The 14,226-nt window shown below is 71.8% G+C and carries 11 protein-coding genes; 9 read left to right on the top strand and 2 right to left on the bottom strand.

Going from position 1 to position 14,226, the window contains the following annotated elements:
• Nucleotides 1-490 precede the first annotated feature (490 nt).
• Entirely contained in the window at nt 491-853 is a 363-nt protein-coding gene (locus P696_RS0109945; protein ID WP_026412234.1) for a YkvA family protein, read from the top strand.
• A gap of 94 nt (nt 854-947) precedes the next feature.
• On the opposite strand, the gene P696_RS44420 is transcribed toward P696_RS0109945, so the two are convergent.
• Nucleotides 948-1,703, bottom strand: a complete 756-nt coding sequence (locus P696_RS44420; protein ID WP_034484071.1) for an IclR family transcriptional regulator — start codon at nt 1,701-1,703, stop codon at nt 948-950.
• Nucleotides 1,704-3,371: 1,668 nt separating this feature from the next.
• On the opposite strand from P696_RS44420, the gene P696_RS0109930 reads away from it, so the two are divergent.
• The 5 genes from P696_RS0109930 (at nt 3,372) to P696_RS44415 (ending at nt 10,436) form a co-directional block, all read left to right on the top strand.
• A complete protein-coding gene (locus tag P696_RS0109930; RefSeq protein WP_157429606.1) occupies nt 3,372-3,824 on the top strand; it encodes a hypothetical protein in 453 nt (150 codons plus the stop codon).
• Between the two features lie 293 nt (nt 3,825-4,117).
• The gene (locus P696_RS0109925; protein WP_026412232.1) at nt 4,118-5,926 is read left to right on the top strand and encodes a fatty acyl-AMP ligase; all 1,809 of its coding nucleotides are present in this window, start codon (nt 4,118-4,120) and stop codon (nt 5,924-5,926) included.
• Between the two features lie 57 nt (nt 5,927-5,983).
• Nucleotides 5,984-8,608, top strand: coding sequence for an MMPL family transporter (locus P696_RS0109920; RefSeq protein ID WP_026412231.1), 2,625 nt, complete (start codon nt 5,984-5,986; stop codon nt 8,606-8,608).
• The gene (locus P696_RS0109915; RefSeq protein ID WP_051467235.1) at nt 8,598-9,629 is read left to right on the top strand and encodes an alpha/beta hydrolase; all 1,032 of its coding nucleotides are present in this window, start codon (nt 8,598-8,600) and stop codon (nt 9,627-9,629) included. The genes P696_RS0109920 and P696_RS0109915 overlap by 11 nt, the downstream gene beginning before the upstream one ends.
• Nucleotides 9,630-9,743: 114 nt before the next feature.
• The gene (locus tag P696_RS44415; RefSeq protein WP_064743986.1) at nt 9,744-10,436 is read left to right on the top strand and encodes a TetR/AcrR family transcriptional regulator; all 693 of its coding nucleotides are present in this window, start codon (nt 9,744-9,746) and stop codon (nt 10,434-10,436) included.
• Here the strand turns inward: P696_RS44415 and P696_RS44410 are convergent.
• Entirely contained in the window at nt 10,403-10,984 is a 582-nt protein-coding gene (locus P696_RS44410) for a TetR family transcriptional regulator (RefSeq protein WP_051467231.1), read from the bottom strand. The genes P696_RS44415 and P696_RS44410 overlap by 34 nt on opposite strands.
• A 158-nt stretch (nt 10,985-11,142) precedes the next feature.
• On the opposite strand from P696_RS44410, the gene P696_RS0109900 reads away from it, so the two are divergent.
• The 3 genes from P696_RS0109900 to P696_RS52230 all read left to right on the top strand — a co-directional run bounded on the left by P696_RS0109900 (nt 11,143) and on the right by P696_RS52230 (nt 14,218).
• Nucleotides 11,143-11,745, top strand: a complete 603-nt coding sequence (locus tag P696_RS0109900; RefSeq protein WP_026412229.1) for a hypothetical protein — start codon at nt 11,143-11,145, stop codon at nt 11,743-11,745.
• An 87-nt stretch (nt 11,746-11,832) separates the two neighbouring features.
• Nucleotides 11,833-12,135: a hypothetical protein gene (locus tag P696_RS0109895; protein ID WP_026412228.1), complete on the top strand. Its 303-nt coding sequence runs from the start codon at nt 11,833-11,835 to the stop codon at nt 12,133-12,135.
• A 193-nt stretch (nt 12,136-12,328) separates the two neighbouring features.
• Nucleotides 12,329-14,218 (top strand): Vgb family protein, encoded by a 1,890-nt coding sequence (locus P696_RS52230; RefSeq protein WP_051467229.1) that lies wholly within the window; start codon nt 12,329-12,331, stop codon nt 14,216-14,218.
• Nucleotides 14,219-14,226 lie beyond the last annotated feature (8 nt).

The raw sequence follows: 14,226 nt of genomic DNA, 5'->3' as shown, positions 1-14,226 counted from the left end.
CCCCGGGGCTGTGTGGACTCACCGGTATCCGCGGACGGCCGATGGGTGGCCGGAGGGTGGGTGGGCCCAGGGGAGGGCTTGTGAGGATCGGGGCGGGCGGGGTGGGCGGTCATCGTCCTGCTCAGCTCCTCGCGGTCGCGGCGGTCGCCTGCGCGGACACCGCCGTTTCCCGGGGCCCGAAGTCCGAGGGCGTGGCGTCCGCGGACGGACGGGAGGCGGCGCCCCTCCCGCGAGTCCGGAGTTCCCGAAGGTCATGTTTCCAGCGGACGGCGAATAATGCCCCCCAATCCGCACACTCTGTTCCCGAGGGACAGCAAACTGTCACCTCGCATCACCGTCCTGAGGCCCGGTGGCGAGATTGAGACGGCGCTCACCCCGGACGGGCGGGGACGGGCAGGAGGGACGGCGAGGGAACAAGATAGGTCGCGTTTGCGTCGTAGTTGGAGACGGGCGGTGTCGGATCGCCCGCGTCAAGGACCTGGGAGGACGCGTGAAGGGGAAGCGAGGAGCAGCGGCGGCGGGCCAGGCGTGGCAGGTCTACAGCGAGACGCTCGAGGACGGCGCGCCCCGCCTCGGCGAGCGCGTCCGCGCGGTTCCGAGGATGCTCAAGTCGGTCATGCGCGGTGACTACAAGGGCATGTCGGTCGGATCGATCGGCCTGCTCGTGCTCGGGCTCGTCTACATCATCTCCCCGATCGACGCGATCCCGGAGGTGCTGCCCATCGTGGGCGTCGTGGACGACACGGGCGTCGCGCTCTGGATGGCGACCGTCCTGATCCGCGCGGCGGGCGACTTCGTCGCCTGGGAGCGCGGGGGCCGCCCCCACGTGGTCGTCGGCGACATCGTCGACTGACCCGGCGACAACGACCCACACCGCAAGGGCGACTTACTGGATTGCTGGCAAGGCCGACGGTTCGCGCCGTCGGCCTTTCGCCTGTCTGCGGGGGTCAGGGGCGAGGGGTGGTGAGGTCGGCGGCGAATCCGGCGGCGACGGCGTGCATGACCGGGACCACCTCGAGGACGGCCTCGTGGGTCATTCGCGCGGACGGCCCGGACACCGAGAACGCCGTGAGCGTCGGCGTGCCCGGCAGGGGGACGGCCACGCAGCGGACGCCGATCTCCTGTTCCTCGTCGTCCACGGCGTAGCCGCGCTGGCGCACGCGCGCGAGCTCGTCCACCAGGGCGTTCGGGTCGGTGAAGGTGTTCGGGGTGCGCGCGGGCATGCCGGTGCGGGAGAGGATCTCCCGCACGCGCTGCTCGGGCAGCTGCGCGAGCAGCGCCTTCCCGACGCCCGTGCAGTGCGGCAGGACACGCCGTCCGACCTCGGTGAACATCCGCATCGAGTGGCGGGACGGCACCTGCGCGACGTACACCGCCGCGTCGCCCTCCAGGACGGCCATGTTCGCGGTCTCGCCGACCTCGTCCACCAGGCGGGCGAGTGCGGGGCGCGCCCAGGAGCCGAGCAGCCGTCCCGCGCCGTCGCCGAGCCGGATCAGCCGGGGGCCGAGCGCGTACCGCTTGTTCGCCTCCTGGCGGACGTAGCCGTGGTTCACCAGCGTCCGCATCAGCCGGTAGATCGTCGGCATCGGCAGCCCGGACACTTCGGTCAGTTCCGACAGCGCCATCTCGCCGCCCGCGTCCGCGAGGTGTTCCAGCAGCTCGAAGGCGCGCTCCAGGGACCGTACGGCCTCCGCCACCGCCATCTCCTCTCCACAGTGATCCGGCCCATCTTACGGAGAGCCGATTTCACTGTGCGAAAGACGATCGTGTGGTTACGGTCCGTGCCCGAGCGGTTATAACAGCGGGTGCCCCCCGGCGAGACCTGACCGAAACGGCGCAGCGGAGAGGACCCGGCGATGGGGCACGAGTCGATGCGACGCCGTGGACCGAAGAGTCGGCATCACGGCGTGGATCGCGGCGTGGATCCCGGGGTGAGGGGACGCCGCGCGCGGAGAGGGCGACGCCTCGGCCTGGCGGTGCTCGGAGGCGCGCTGGTTGTTCCTTCGACCGTCGCCGTTTCCTCGGCCTCGGCCGTGGACGGGCCGCCCGATCCGGCGGAGATGACCACCTCGTCCCCCATGGGGCCGGAGGGGGGTGCCGAGCCTGCGCAGGGCCCGGCGGACGCGACTTCGGCTTTGGATCCGTCCTTGTCGCCGGAGGAGGAGAATCCGCAGCTGACGGACGTCCGGCTGGTGGCCACGGCGGAGCCGAAGGGGGAGCGCCGTCGCGGCACGGAACGCATTTTCCTGTATCTCGTGGCGGTTCGGCCGGTGGGTGGGGTGGCGCGTGACGCGTCGCTCGCGCTGGCCGTGCAACGCCCGCTGAGCTGGGCCGAACACTCCTCCGCCTGCGCCCTCGACCAGGACCGGACCGAGCTGGACTGCGCCCTCGGCGATCTCAGCGAGCGCCGCGTGGTCCCGATCGCCATCAGCGTCCCCGGTGGCCTGGACGTCCAGGGCGAACGTCGTACCGCCATGCCGCGCGTGATGATCGTGGCGGGCGCGGGCAACGCGTCCACGCCCACCGTCCTGTCCCTGACCCCGCGCCTGGACGGCTCGAATTCCGGCCCGACCGTAACCAGCGAACGCGAGGAGCCGCCGCTCTCAGCGAACCTGGACGCCTCCACACCGAGCCAGGGCCTCACCCAGACACCGTCCAGCGGCGCGACCCCGAATCCCACCCCCGCCACGCCCGACCGAACAGGCCAGAAACACCACCCCACGATCCCGCAGAACCCCACGCCCGCCGCCCCGCCGCGCACTGTCGTCCGCCCGCAGGCTGTGGTTCCGCACGGCAGCGGTGGCCAAGCCAACCCTTCACACGCCGCCAAGCCGCACGAGGCTGATGCACCCGCGACGGGGCCACGCGGTTCGGGAACACACCCGGCCAAGTCGCACAGCGTTGGGGCGCAGGGGACCTCACCACGCGGTTCGGGGGCGCACGCCGCCAAGTCGCATGCCGCCGGGGCACCCGGGACGGGGCCACGCGGTTCGGGAACACACCCCGCCGAGTCGCAAAGTGTTGGGGCGCAGGGGATGGGCCCGCGCGCCGGGACGCCGCATGAGGCTGGTGCACCCGGGACGGGGCCACGCGGTTCGGGTTCGCACGCCGCCAAGTCGCGCAACGCCGGGACGCAGGGGACGGGGCCGCGTGGTTCGGGCCCGCGCTTCGGGACGTCGCACGCGGCGGATCCAGGCGGCGGGGCGCGGGGGACTGGGCCGCGGATCGTGGGTCCGCCTGTTGGGGGTGGGGTGCGGGTTCAGCCGGGGCCGGAGGTGCGCGTGCCGCCCGCGCCTGCGCCTGGGCCGGGGGTGCCTGCTGCGCCTCCGCCGAGGGTGCGGGTGCCGTCTGGGCCGGGGATGCAGGCGCCCATGCCGCATGAGAGCGTGACGCCGCTGGTTCCGCAGGCTCCGCCGGCGCTGCGGGGGACCGGGCCGTCCAGGCTTCCGGCGTCGGCGCCGCCGTCTCAGCAGGGGCCGGTGGACATGCCGACGGCCGGGGCCGGTGGCGTGCCGGGGCCCGGCGCGCTGCTGCCGACGCTCGCCCCCGGACCGCCCGGGCAGAACGACGTGCTTCCCGGGTCGGCCGGGGAGTCGCAGATGACACTCGTCTCGCCCATCAGCGACATCAAGGACGCCCGGGACTGGGCGGTCGTGCTCGGGATCGTGCTGGTCTCCGAGGTGGTGCTGCTGTGGGGCGTGGCGTGCGTGTCGCTCATGCGGCGGCGGTTCGCGCTGAGCCGTCCGGGAGCCCCCGGGGCCGGGGGCGGGGACGCGGACGGCCCGTCCCGGCGGAGCGTGTGGGCGCGGCTTCGCCGGTCCTGAACTGGGAAGACGGCCTCACGGCGCGGGGACGGCACGGTCGCGGGCGAAGGCGGCATCGTGCGCATTTCGCCCAAGGACGGTTGTCACCGGAGTGACAAAGCCGGTCGGCGGTAATGTGCGTCGGGGCTAATGCCCGCCGGGGCTACTATCCGGTAGCTTCACGCTGCACGATCTTTGCCGCCACCGAAACGCACCCGCCGGGACACCGGCGAACCGCCGGGCGGCGCGCACGTCCGCCGACGGCGTCCCGGCCCCGCGGCCGCCGTCCGGCCCATCCCCCGGGAGTTGGATCCATGGCACTGGGCTCGCTGCTTCCCGAACTCGCGCCCGGCGGCTCCGGCCGGGTCCCGCTGGTGCAGCGGGTGGCGCGCTGGGCGAGGGAGAAGCCGGACGCCCCGTCCTGGACGTTCGTGGAGTACTCGGCCGACCCGTCCGGGACCAGGACCACGCTGACCTGGGCGGAGACCGACCGGCGCGCCCGCGCGATGGCGACCCGGCTGCGTCGGGCCGCCGAGCCCGGGGACCGGGCCGCGCTGCTGCTGCCGCAGACGCTCGACTACATGATGACGATGCTCGGCGCGATGTACGCGCACGTCGTCGCCGTCCCGCTGTTCTCGCCCGACCTTCCCGGATACGCGGACCGCCTGATCGGCGCGTACACCGACGCCGAGCCGGCCGTGATCGTCACCTCGCGCGGCGCGCTGCCGCACGTGGAGCGGTTCCTCGCGGGCCACGACGTGCCGCGGCCGAAGGAGATCGTGATCGCCGAGGACGTCGACGCGTCCCTCGCGGACGCCTGGGCCGACGAGCCGATCGACTTCGACGACCTGGCGTACCTGCAGTACACCTCCGGCTCGACGCGCCGTCCGGCCGGGGTGGAGATCACGCACGGGAACGTCACCGCGAACGCCAGCCAGCTGTGGGCGGGCTGGGCGCCCGAGCGGCCGGACCCGGAGCTGGTCAGCTGGCTGCCGCTGTTCCACGACATGGGCCTGATCGCGACGATGGCGCTGCCGCTGGTGAACGGCGACCACGCGATCTACACCGAGCCGATGGCGTTCATCATGAACCCGATGCGGTGGATGCGGCTGATCGCCGAGCGTCCGAACAAGAACGTCTACACGGCCGCGCCGAACTTCGCCTACGAGTACGTCGTCGCGCACGCGACCCCGCAGAAGCTGGACGGCCTGGACCTGTCCGGCCTCGTGACCTGCCTGAACGGGGCCGAGCCGATCCGTCCGGCGACGCTCGCGGCGTTCGCCGACAAGCTCGCGCCCGCCGGACTGCGGGCGGGCGCGCAGGCCCCCGGCTACGGCCTGGCCGAGGCGACCGTGTTCGTGTCCGCCGCGGCCGAGGACGCCCCGCCGAAGGTGATCACCGTCGACCGGGAGGCGCTCACCCGGGGACGGGCCGTCCAGGTGGCCGAGGACGCGGCGAACGCCAACCCGCTGGTCTCCTGCGGACGTCCCGTCGGGCAGATCGTCGCGATCGTCGACCCCGAGACCCGCCGCGAGCAGCCGGACGGCGACGTCGGCGAGATCTGGGTGCACGGCCCGAACACCGCGCCCGGCTACTGGCGCAACTCCGAGCGCAGCCAGGACACCTTCGGCGGACGCCTCGCCGAGCCCGGCGACCTGCCCGAGGGGCCCTGGATGCGCTCCGGCGACTATGGCATTGCACACGAAGGTGAGCTTTATGTCACCGGCCGTATCAAGGACCTCATCATCGTGGACGGCCGCAACCACTACCCGCAGGACGTCGAGCTGACGGCCGAGGAGGCGCACCCGGCGGTCCGCGCCGACCACGTCGCCGCGTTCGCGGTGCCGGGCGGCGAGACCGAGCTGCTGGTGGTCGTCGCCGAGCGGAACCGGCGGGTGCCGCTCGCCCGGCTCGACCTCGCCGAGGTCGAGAACGCGGTGCGCGGCGCGGTCAACCTCGAGCACGAGATGAGCGTCCACGAGTTCCTGCTCATCGAGCCGGGTGGCGTGTCGCGCACCTCGTCCGGCAAGATCGCCCGAGCCGCCACCCGGCAGCGCTACCTCGCCGGGGAGCTCGCCACCACCGAGGCGAGGCTCGCCACGAGGGCGGCGGCGCGCGGGTAGCGGCCCGCCGACAGCGTCCCCGGCGCCGGGGACCCACGAACGACTTTCGGGAGGATCATGCTCGGGGGGCTGGGCCGTCTCATCCAACGGCAGCGCTGGACCAGCCTCGTCCTGATCCTGCTGATCTCCTTCTTCGCGGCGGCCTGGGGTTCGGGCGTGCTGGCGAAGTTCAAGCAGGGCGGGTTCGAGGATCCCAAGGCGTCCTCGACCCTGGTCGCCAGGCTCGGCCAGAGCTATTTCGGCAGCACCAACCCCGACATCCTGGTCGTCTACAAGAGCGACACGATGACGGTGGACGACCCGCGCTACGAGGCGGCGGTGATCGGCACCGTGGCGCGGCTGCCCAAGCAGAACGTCAGCCAGATCATCTCCTACTGGTCGTTCGCGAAGAAGTCGGACGCCGACAACCTCGCCTCGCACGACCGCCACCGGACGATCGTCACGATCAAGGTCGCGGGCACCGACGACGCGACCCGCGTGAAGAACTACACCGAGGTCAAGGACCGGCTGAACGCGCCCGGCCTGGAGACCCGGCTCGGCGGCGCGTTCCCGCTCGGCACCGAGTTCGGCGAGCGGGTCGTCGCGGACATCGTGCACGCCGAGGCGATCACCGCGATCCCGCTGTTCTGCCTGCTCGTGCTGCTGTTCGGCGCGGTCACCGCGTCCGTGCTGCCGCTCGTGGTCGCGCTGTTCTCCATCATCGGCGGGCTCGCGATCCTGCACCTGGTGACGTTCGTCGCCGACGTCACCTCGATGGCGCTGGAAGTCGTCACGATGATGGGCGTCGGCCTCGCGATCGACTACTCGCTGTTCGTCATCAGCCGGTTCCGCGAGGAGTTGGAGAAGGGCCAGAAGACCGCCGGGCTGCCCCCCGGGAAACCCTGGAAACAGGGCGCGACGCGGGCGGAGCGTAAGGCGGCGAAGCAGGCGTACCGCGCGCTGTCGCGGGACGGGCGGCGGACCGTCCGCAAGGAGTACAAGAACGCGCTCAAGCCGGTCGTGCGCGGCGCGCTCGGCCGGACGCTCGCCACCGCCGGACGGACGATCATGGTGTCCGGTGTGACCGTCTCCGCCGCGCTCGGCGGGCTCCTGCTGTTCCCGCAGATGTTCCTGCGGACGATCGGCCTCGCCGGGATCGCGACCGTGATGGTCGCGGTGTTCGGCGCGACCGTCCTGCTGCCGACGATGCTCGCGCTGCTCGGCCCGAAGGTCGAGTTCGGCCGGATGCCGTGGCGGCGGCCGAAGCCGGACCGCGATCCCGACCGGGGGTTCTGGTACCGGCTCGGGGCCGTCGTCATGAAGCACCCGGCGCCGTTCTTCCTCGCCGTCGTGGTGATCCTCGGCGTGATGTTCGTGCCGTTCGCGAAGGTCCAGTTCGGCCCGGTGGACGCGCGCGTGCTGCCCAAGGACAGCCCGTCCCGCGCGGTGTACGAGACCGTCCAGAGCCAGTTCCCGAACCAGACGGCCGAGCCGATCGACGTCGTCCTGTCCGGCGACCTCGTCCCGCGGCACTGGGCCCCGTCCAGGAAGGGTGACAACATCCCGCCCTTCCTGGAGGACTTCCGGAAGCGGCTGACCACGCTGCCCGGCGTGACGGGCGCCAAGTTCACCGGCTACGCGGGCGACTACCCGGGCGTGCGGATCTCGGTCACGCACCGGTACGGGCCGATGGACGAGCGGGCCCAGAGGATCGTCAAGGAGATCCGGGGTCTGTCGGTCTCCAAGGACGGCGTCCCGATGCACATCTACACGGGCGGCACCACCGCGTCGCAGATGGACCTGATGTCCAGCCTGATGCGCACCCTGCCCAAGATGGCGCTGTTCGTGGGCGTCTCGACGTTCCTGCTGCTGTTCATGTTCTTCGGCTCGGTGGTACTGCCGCTGAAGGCGATCGTCATGAACGTGCTGTCCATCGGGGCGTCGTTCGGCGCGATCGTCTGGGGCTTCCAGGAGGGGCGTCTCGCCGGGCTGCTGAACTTCACCCCGACGGGCAGTGTCGAGGCGACGTCGATGATCCTGATCCTCGCCGTCGTCTTCGGGCTGTCGATGGACTACGAGGTCTTCCTGCTCTCCCGGATCCGGGAGGAGTGGGACCGTAGCCACGACAACCGGCTCGCCGTCGCGCGCGGCATGCAGAAGACCGGCTCGATCATCACCAGCGCCGCGCTGCTGTTCCTGATCGTGATCGCCGGGTTCGCCACGGCCGGGATCACCGTGGTCAAGCTGATCGGCGTCGGCATGTTCGTCGCCGTCACCGTGGACGCGGTGCTCGTCCGGTCGCTGCTCGTCCCGGCGACGATGCGGTTCATGGGACGGGCGAACTGGTGGCTTCCGGGCTTCCTCGCGGGCCTGCACTCCGCTCTCGACCTGCGCGAACGGGACGAGGAGACGCCGGGGACGCCGTCCCGTCCGGCCGCCGCGATCGCGGTCGACTGGAAGAGCACACCCACCGCGCCGAGTGGTGGCGTGGTGGCGGGTGCCGGGGAGGTGCCTCCGGCTCCGCGTCCGGGCACGTCGCAGCCGGTGCCGGACACGTCAGAACAAGGGCCCTGGCGGCCGTGGGCGGGCGGACGGCCGGAAGCGGGAACCGCCCTTCCGGGCGACGCCAAGCGTGAGATAGTTCCCAACCACGATGGTTCGGGTTGGCGCTGGAACACCGTCAAGGAGAACGATGACTCGTAGGCCGCGTCGCGACGTCTCCCGCACGATGACGACGGTGGCCGCGGCCACCGCCGTCGCCGCCGGTGCGCTCCCCCTCCTCGGGACGGCCGGGACCGCCGAGGCGGCGTCCTTCAGGAAGGCCGACGACGGCGCGTCCATCGCCTCGTACAAGTGGCTGAACAAGGCGAGGACCGCGTTCGACTTCACTGTGAACTCGCCCGCGCTCGGCGCGAAGCGGAACGTCCGCGTGCTGCTGCCGAAGGGCTGGAAGTCCTCGTCCGCGAAGGCGTGGCCGGTCGTGTACGCCTACCACGGCGGCAACGACGGCTACGTGTCCTGGACGCGCAGCACCGACATCCAGAGCGTGGCGTCCAAGTGGGGCGTCATGGTGGTGATGCCGGAGGGCGCGAACGGTTCCTACACGAACTGGTTCAACTACGGGAAGGGCGGCAACCCGCGCTGGGAGGACTTCCACCTGCGGGAGGTCCGCCAGCTCGTCGAGCGGAACTACCACGCGGGCGCGTCGCGCGCGGTCATGGGCATCTCGTCCGGCGCGCAGGGCGCGTGCACCTACGCCGGACGGTCGCCCGGCACGTTCCGGTACGCGGCGTGCTTCAGCGGCATCCTCTCGATGAGCCTGCCCGGCATCCCGGCGCTGCTGATGTACACCAACACCAAGCCCGGCACCGACCCGAACGCGATCTGGGGCGTCCCGCGCATCCACCAGGCGAACTGGGACGCGCACGATCCGGTGAAGCTGCTGTCCAAGGTGCGCGGGACGCGGTTCTACGTGTCGGCGGGCAACGGCACGCCCGGCCCGTTCGACAAGCCGGGCACCGCGCCGTGGGACATCGGCTACCTCAGCGAGAAGGCCATCAACCCGACCGTCCAGGACTTCGTGAACCAGGCGCGGAAGCTGCACATTCCGATCACGGCGCACATGTACGGTCCCGGACGCCACTCCTGGCCGTACTGGAAGCGCGAGATGCACACCGCGTGGCCGCAGATGATGCAGGCCATCGGCGCCAAGCCCGTCCGCTGACCTGGAACGGGCCCGTCCGCGGGGCCTTCGCGCCGACCTCGGGGGAGCGTGCCTTCGCGTCCAGCAAGTAGGGTGGGCGGCGACGGCTCGTGAGCGGAGGAGCGCGCGGACGCCATGTTGGGGCTCCCGGAAATGCCACTGCCCGGCACCCGTTCCGCGCTGGAGCCCGGCCGGGCCATCAAGCCCGGACGGCACGGGCTCCCGCCGGAGACGGTGGCCGCCATCCAGCGTGACCGCCTGATCGACGCGTTCGTCCAGGTCGTCGCCGAGCGCGGGTACGCGGGCGCGACGATCGGCCGGATCACCGACGCCGCCGGCGTCACCAAGAAGACGTTCTACACGCACTTCACCGAGCTGGACGACTGCTTCCTCGCCGCCTACGAGCGCGGCACGGAGATCGTCCTGGAGCGCATGGCCGCGGCGTTCGGCGCCGAGCGCGCCTGGCCGGAGGGCATCCGCGCCGCGCTCCGGACCGTCCTGTCCATGCTGGCGGACGCGCCCCCGTTCGCGCGCATGGCGATGGTCGAGGTGAACGCGGCGGGTCCGCGCGTCCGGCGGGCGCGGATCGAGTGCATGGAACGCTTCCGCGCGTTCTTCGCCGGTCCCGGCGAGGTCGCCGTGCCGACCGTGGTGGCGGACGCCGTCGTCGGCGGCGTCTACAGCGCCATCTACGTGCAGATCGAGAACGGCGAGACGACGGACCTGCTGGACCTGCTGCCCCAGCTCACCTACTTCGCGTTGATGCCCCTGATCGGACGCCGCGCCGCGTCCCGCTACCTGGAGGCCGCTCCGGAGGTCGCGAAGTAGCCGAGCGCGAACCCCGCGAGCGCGGGGGCGAGCTCGGGGAGTTCACGCGTCCGGCCCGCCGCGACGCGTGCGTAGACCGTCCCGTAGAGGCCGCCGATGATCGCGTCCCGGACGACGTCCGGCGGCACGACGGGGCCGGGACCGCGGAGCAGGACGCGCAGGCCGCCGAGGAAGCGCACCCGCTCGCGGCGGACGCGCGGACCGGCCGAGCTGACGTCCAGCACGCACGCGTGCGCGTGCTCCGGGGACGCGGCGATCATCGCGAGCACGGTGTCGAGCGCGGCGGAGAACCCGGCGCGCCAGTCGGATCCGGCCGCCCGGAACGCCGCGTCCGCGCGCGCCCGCAACAGCTCGGTGCAGTGCCGGTACAGCGCGACGAAGCAGTCGTCGAGATCGGTGAACCGGGCGTGGAAGGCCGCCTCGCTCAGCCCGGCGGCGGCGGCCACGTCGCGCGGCCTGGTCCGGGGGTAGCCGCGCTCGGCGACGGTGCGCGCGAAGGCGCCGAGCAGCAGCTCGTGCTCGTGATCGGGGGTGGTCGATGTTCTCATCGAGGGCTCCGCTTCGGACCGCCGCTCCCCGGCGTCCGGATCCGGACGCCTTCCTGACTCAGGTTGACATGAAACACCACTTGGTTTCTAGTGGCACTCAGAACTCCCGCATCCGGCCGGTGCATCCACCCCACCCGTCCCGAGAGAGGACGCAGCGCATGCCATCCCGGATCATCAGCACGGTCATGACCGCCGTAGCCGCCACCACGGGCCTCGTCGCCCTCGCCGCCGTCCCGGCCTCCGCCGCCGGCACCGGCATGAGCCCGACCGGCACCCTCATCACCTTCAACAGCAGCGACGTCACCTTCAAGGGGACGCTGTCGGGGATCCCGTTCTCGGTGTCCTGCACGGCGTCGAGCTTCAGCTTCACCACCCCGTCCCCGATCGGCTACGGCGCGGTCAACACGACCGACCCGGTCTTCGGCGGGACGTGCAAGGACACCTTCGGCGGCACCGCCACGGTGCACACCAACCACACGAACGGCCCGTGGACCTGGCTCGCGATCCAGGCCGGCCCCGCGGGCACGGCCACCATGCCCAAGGCCGGCGCGACGTTCAGCACGGCGACCCTGCCCGGATGCACGGTCACCGCGGCCCCCACCGGACCGGTGGGGCTCAACGGGGCCTACAACAACTTGACGCACACGTGGACGCTCAACAACGCCCCCGTGCCGTTCTCCGCCGTCGGCTGCGGATCGGTGAGCCCGACCGGCACCGTGTCGGGCCACTTCGTCTCCACCCCGGTGATGACGATCTCCTGACCGTCACACGAACGAGCCGCCCGGCGACACCGGGCGGCTCGTTCTGCCTTCCGGCATTTCTCGGGGAGCCCGAGGTCCACCGGCTGCGTGGACACCTACGCGGGCCGGGCGACTGTCACGGCCGCGGGAACCCGGACCTGGACGGCCGTTCCCGGATCACCGGGCACGATGCGGATCGGCGTTCCGGCGGCCGGACTGAAGCTCACCTCCACGGCTCTGCCGGGTTGCGCGATCAGCCTCGGCCCGGGGCAGGTCGCCATCCGCGTCGTAGGAGGCATGGTCCTCAACGTGTCTCTCCCGGCCGGCCTCGTTGGGTGCGGCGGTGTGTCGACGCTGCCGTCCACCTTCTCCGGCACCTTCAGCGTCACCCCTCAGATCCTGATCGGGTGACCGCTCCTCGGCCGCCGGTGAACGGACGTCCGCCGCGTCTGTGTTCGGGTGGGGCGGACGTGGTGGGGCGGGGGCGGTTGACACGGGAGTGCGGAATGGCCGGTTGAGGTCGCTGTGCGGTGAATGTCTTGACCTGAGACACCCCCAGGTTTCTATTGGGGCCACTCGGATCTTGACAAAAGGAGGCGATGGCATGCGCCGTCGACGCAATCGCGCCGCGGCCGTGGCGCTCACGGCCGTCCTCGGCACGGCCCCCATGGCCCTGCCGTCCCCCGCCCACGCGGCGGACGCCAAGGAGTACGGGCTGCCGATCCCGGACGTGACGCCGACCGGCATCGCGGCGGCGAGCGGCGGCGGCGCCTGGTTCACCGAGGCGCAGGGCGGCATCGGCCGGGTCGACGCGAAGGGCAAGATCACCGAATACCGGATCCCGAACAACTCGGCCAAGGGGACCGGCTTCCCGGACGCGATCGCCACCGCCTCCGACGGCGCGGTGTGGTTCACCGACGGCTCCCAGTTGGTGTCGCGGGTGGGACGGGTCGACCCGGCGACCGGCGCGGTGTCGACCTTCGAGATGCCCGCGGACTCGCTCCCGAACGCCAGGATCACCGGGATCGCGGCGGGCGCGAACGGCGCGATGTGGCTCGCGACCACCGACAACGGGTCGATCGTCAAGATCACGGCCTCCGGCTCGGCGGGCGTCCTCACGACCTTCGCCACCGGCCTCAACCCGTACTCGGTCACCGTCGGCCCCGACCAGGCCGTGTGGTTCACCTCGCAGGACGGCCAGGTCGGACGGCTCGACCCGGCGACCGGCGCGGTCACCACCTACGCCCCGCCCGGCGCGATGGGCGGAGCCCCCTCGATCGGCGAGATCACCTCGGGCGGCGGCAAGATCTGGTTCACCGAGCCGGGCAACGGCAAGATCGGCTCGATCGACCCGGCGTCCGGGGAGATCAGCGAGTTCGCCGTGCCGACCACCGACGCGCGCCCGACCGGCCTGACGGTGCGTCCGGACGGTTCGGTCTGGTTCACCGAGTCGTCCTCGTCCAACATCGGCATGCTCGACCCGTCCACCGGCCAGATCAACGAGTACCCGCTTCCGGCCACCCTCTCGGGCCCGTTCCGGGTGACGAGCGGCGCGGACGGCAAGCTCTGGTACACCGCGCCCGGCCGCGGCCGCGTGGGTAACGTCGACCCGGCCGACCCGCCGTCCGGCTTCCCGCACTCGGCGACGCCCGGCTACGGTCCCGGCTTCCCGACCATGATCTCGGCGACCCAGAACCGCTGCCCGAGCAACAGCCTCTGCATCTCCCAGGTCACCACGGGCGGCAACACCAAGATCGGGTCGTTCGCGCTGGACCTGCCCCCGTCGGCGATCCGGATCACCGGGTACATCGGCGACCCCGACTCGTCCGGCCTGCCCGTCCTGAAGCCCCCGGTGACCGGCAAGCAGTTCGAGGGGAAGCCCGTGGACGTGCCGGGCGGCATCGTCGGGCAGTTGCCGCTGATCGGCCCGATCCTCGGCAAGACCCCGGCGGCGATGTGGGCGGTCAACAAGCTGACCGTCACCCAGAGCCTCGCCGGCCCGGTCCACCTCCTGCAGGTCCCCGGCGGGTTCGGCGCGGAGACCAGCATCAACATCAAACTCAACAACAGCCTGCTCGGCGACAACTGCGTGATCGGCCCGGTGCCCGCCAGCCTCGCCCCGACCTTCACCGGCGGCAGCTTCGCCAACGACCCGCAGCTCGGCTGGGCGGGCGGCCAGATGGACATCAAGGCGCCGATCGCCATCCCCAAGGCGCACGGCTGCGGCCCGTTCGGCATCCTGGACGGCGTCATCAACCAGATGATGGGCCTGCCCTCGCCGGCGGCGAACAACAGCATGAACCTCACCGGCATCCTCACCTTCGGCATCGGCAGCAACGCCTCCAACGTGCCGGACTCGCTGAAGGCCAACTCCAACCCCACGGTCGCCAAGCTCCGCGCCGCGCTCCAGGCCCAGAACGCCAAGAAGCACACGGCCAAGCCCGCCGCCCACATCGCCAAGAAGCACACCTACAAACTCAAGGCCCGCCACTGACCCCGCCT

The organism is Actinomadura oligospora ATCC 43269, assembly GCF_000518265.1.
Classification (GTDB): Bacteria; Actinomycetota; Actinomycetes; order Streptosporangiales; family Streptosporangiaceae; genus Spirillospora; species Spirillospora oligospora.
This window is presented reverse-complemented; position numbering and strand designations above follow the sequence as displayed.

What these genes read in the sequence shown, in the direction of transcription:
- P696_RS44420 (WP_034484071.1), bottom strand. Translation starts at nt 1,703, where the DNA reads ATGGCGGTGGCGGAGGCCGTACGGTCCCTGGAGCGCGCCTTCGAGCTG.
- P696_RS44415 (WP_064743986.1), top strand. Translation starts at nt 9,744, where the DNA reads ATGTTGGGGCTCCCGGAAATGCCACTGCCCGGCACCCGTTCCGCGCTG.
- P696_RS0109925 (WP_026412232.1), top strand. Translation starts at nt 4,118, where the DNA reads ATGGCACTGGGCTCGCTGCTTCCCGAACTCGCGCCCGGCGGCTCCGGC.
- P696_RS0109920 (WP_026412231.1), top strand. Translation starts at nt 5,984, where the DNA reads ATGCTCGGGGGGCTGGGCCGTCTCATCCAACGGCAGCGCTGGACCAGC.
- P696_RS0109915 (WP_051467235.1), top strand. Translation starts at nt 8,598, where the DNA reads ATGACTCGTAGGCCGCGTCGCGACGTCTCCCGCACGATGACGACGGTG.
- P696_RS0109900 (WP_026412229.1), top strand. Translation starts at nt 11,143, where the DNA reads ATGCCATCCCGGATCATCAGCACGGTCATGACCGCCGTAGCCGCCACC.
- P696_RS44410 (WP_051467231.1), bottom strand. Translation starts at nt 10,984, where the DNA reads ATGAGAACATCGACCACCCCCGATCACGAGCACGAGCTGCTGCTCGGC.
- P696_RS0109930 (WP_157429606.1), top strand. Translation starts at nt 3,372, where the DNA reads ATGCCGCATGAGAGCGTGACGCCGCTGGTTCCGCAGGCTCCGCCGGCG.
- P696_RS52230 (WP_051467229.1), top strand. Translation starts at nt 12,329, where the DNA reads ATGCGCCGTCGACGCAATCGCGCCGCGGCCGTGGCGCTCACGGCCGTC.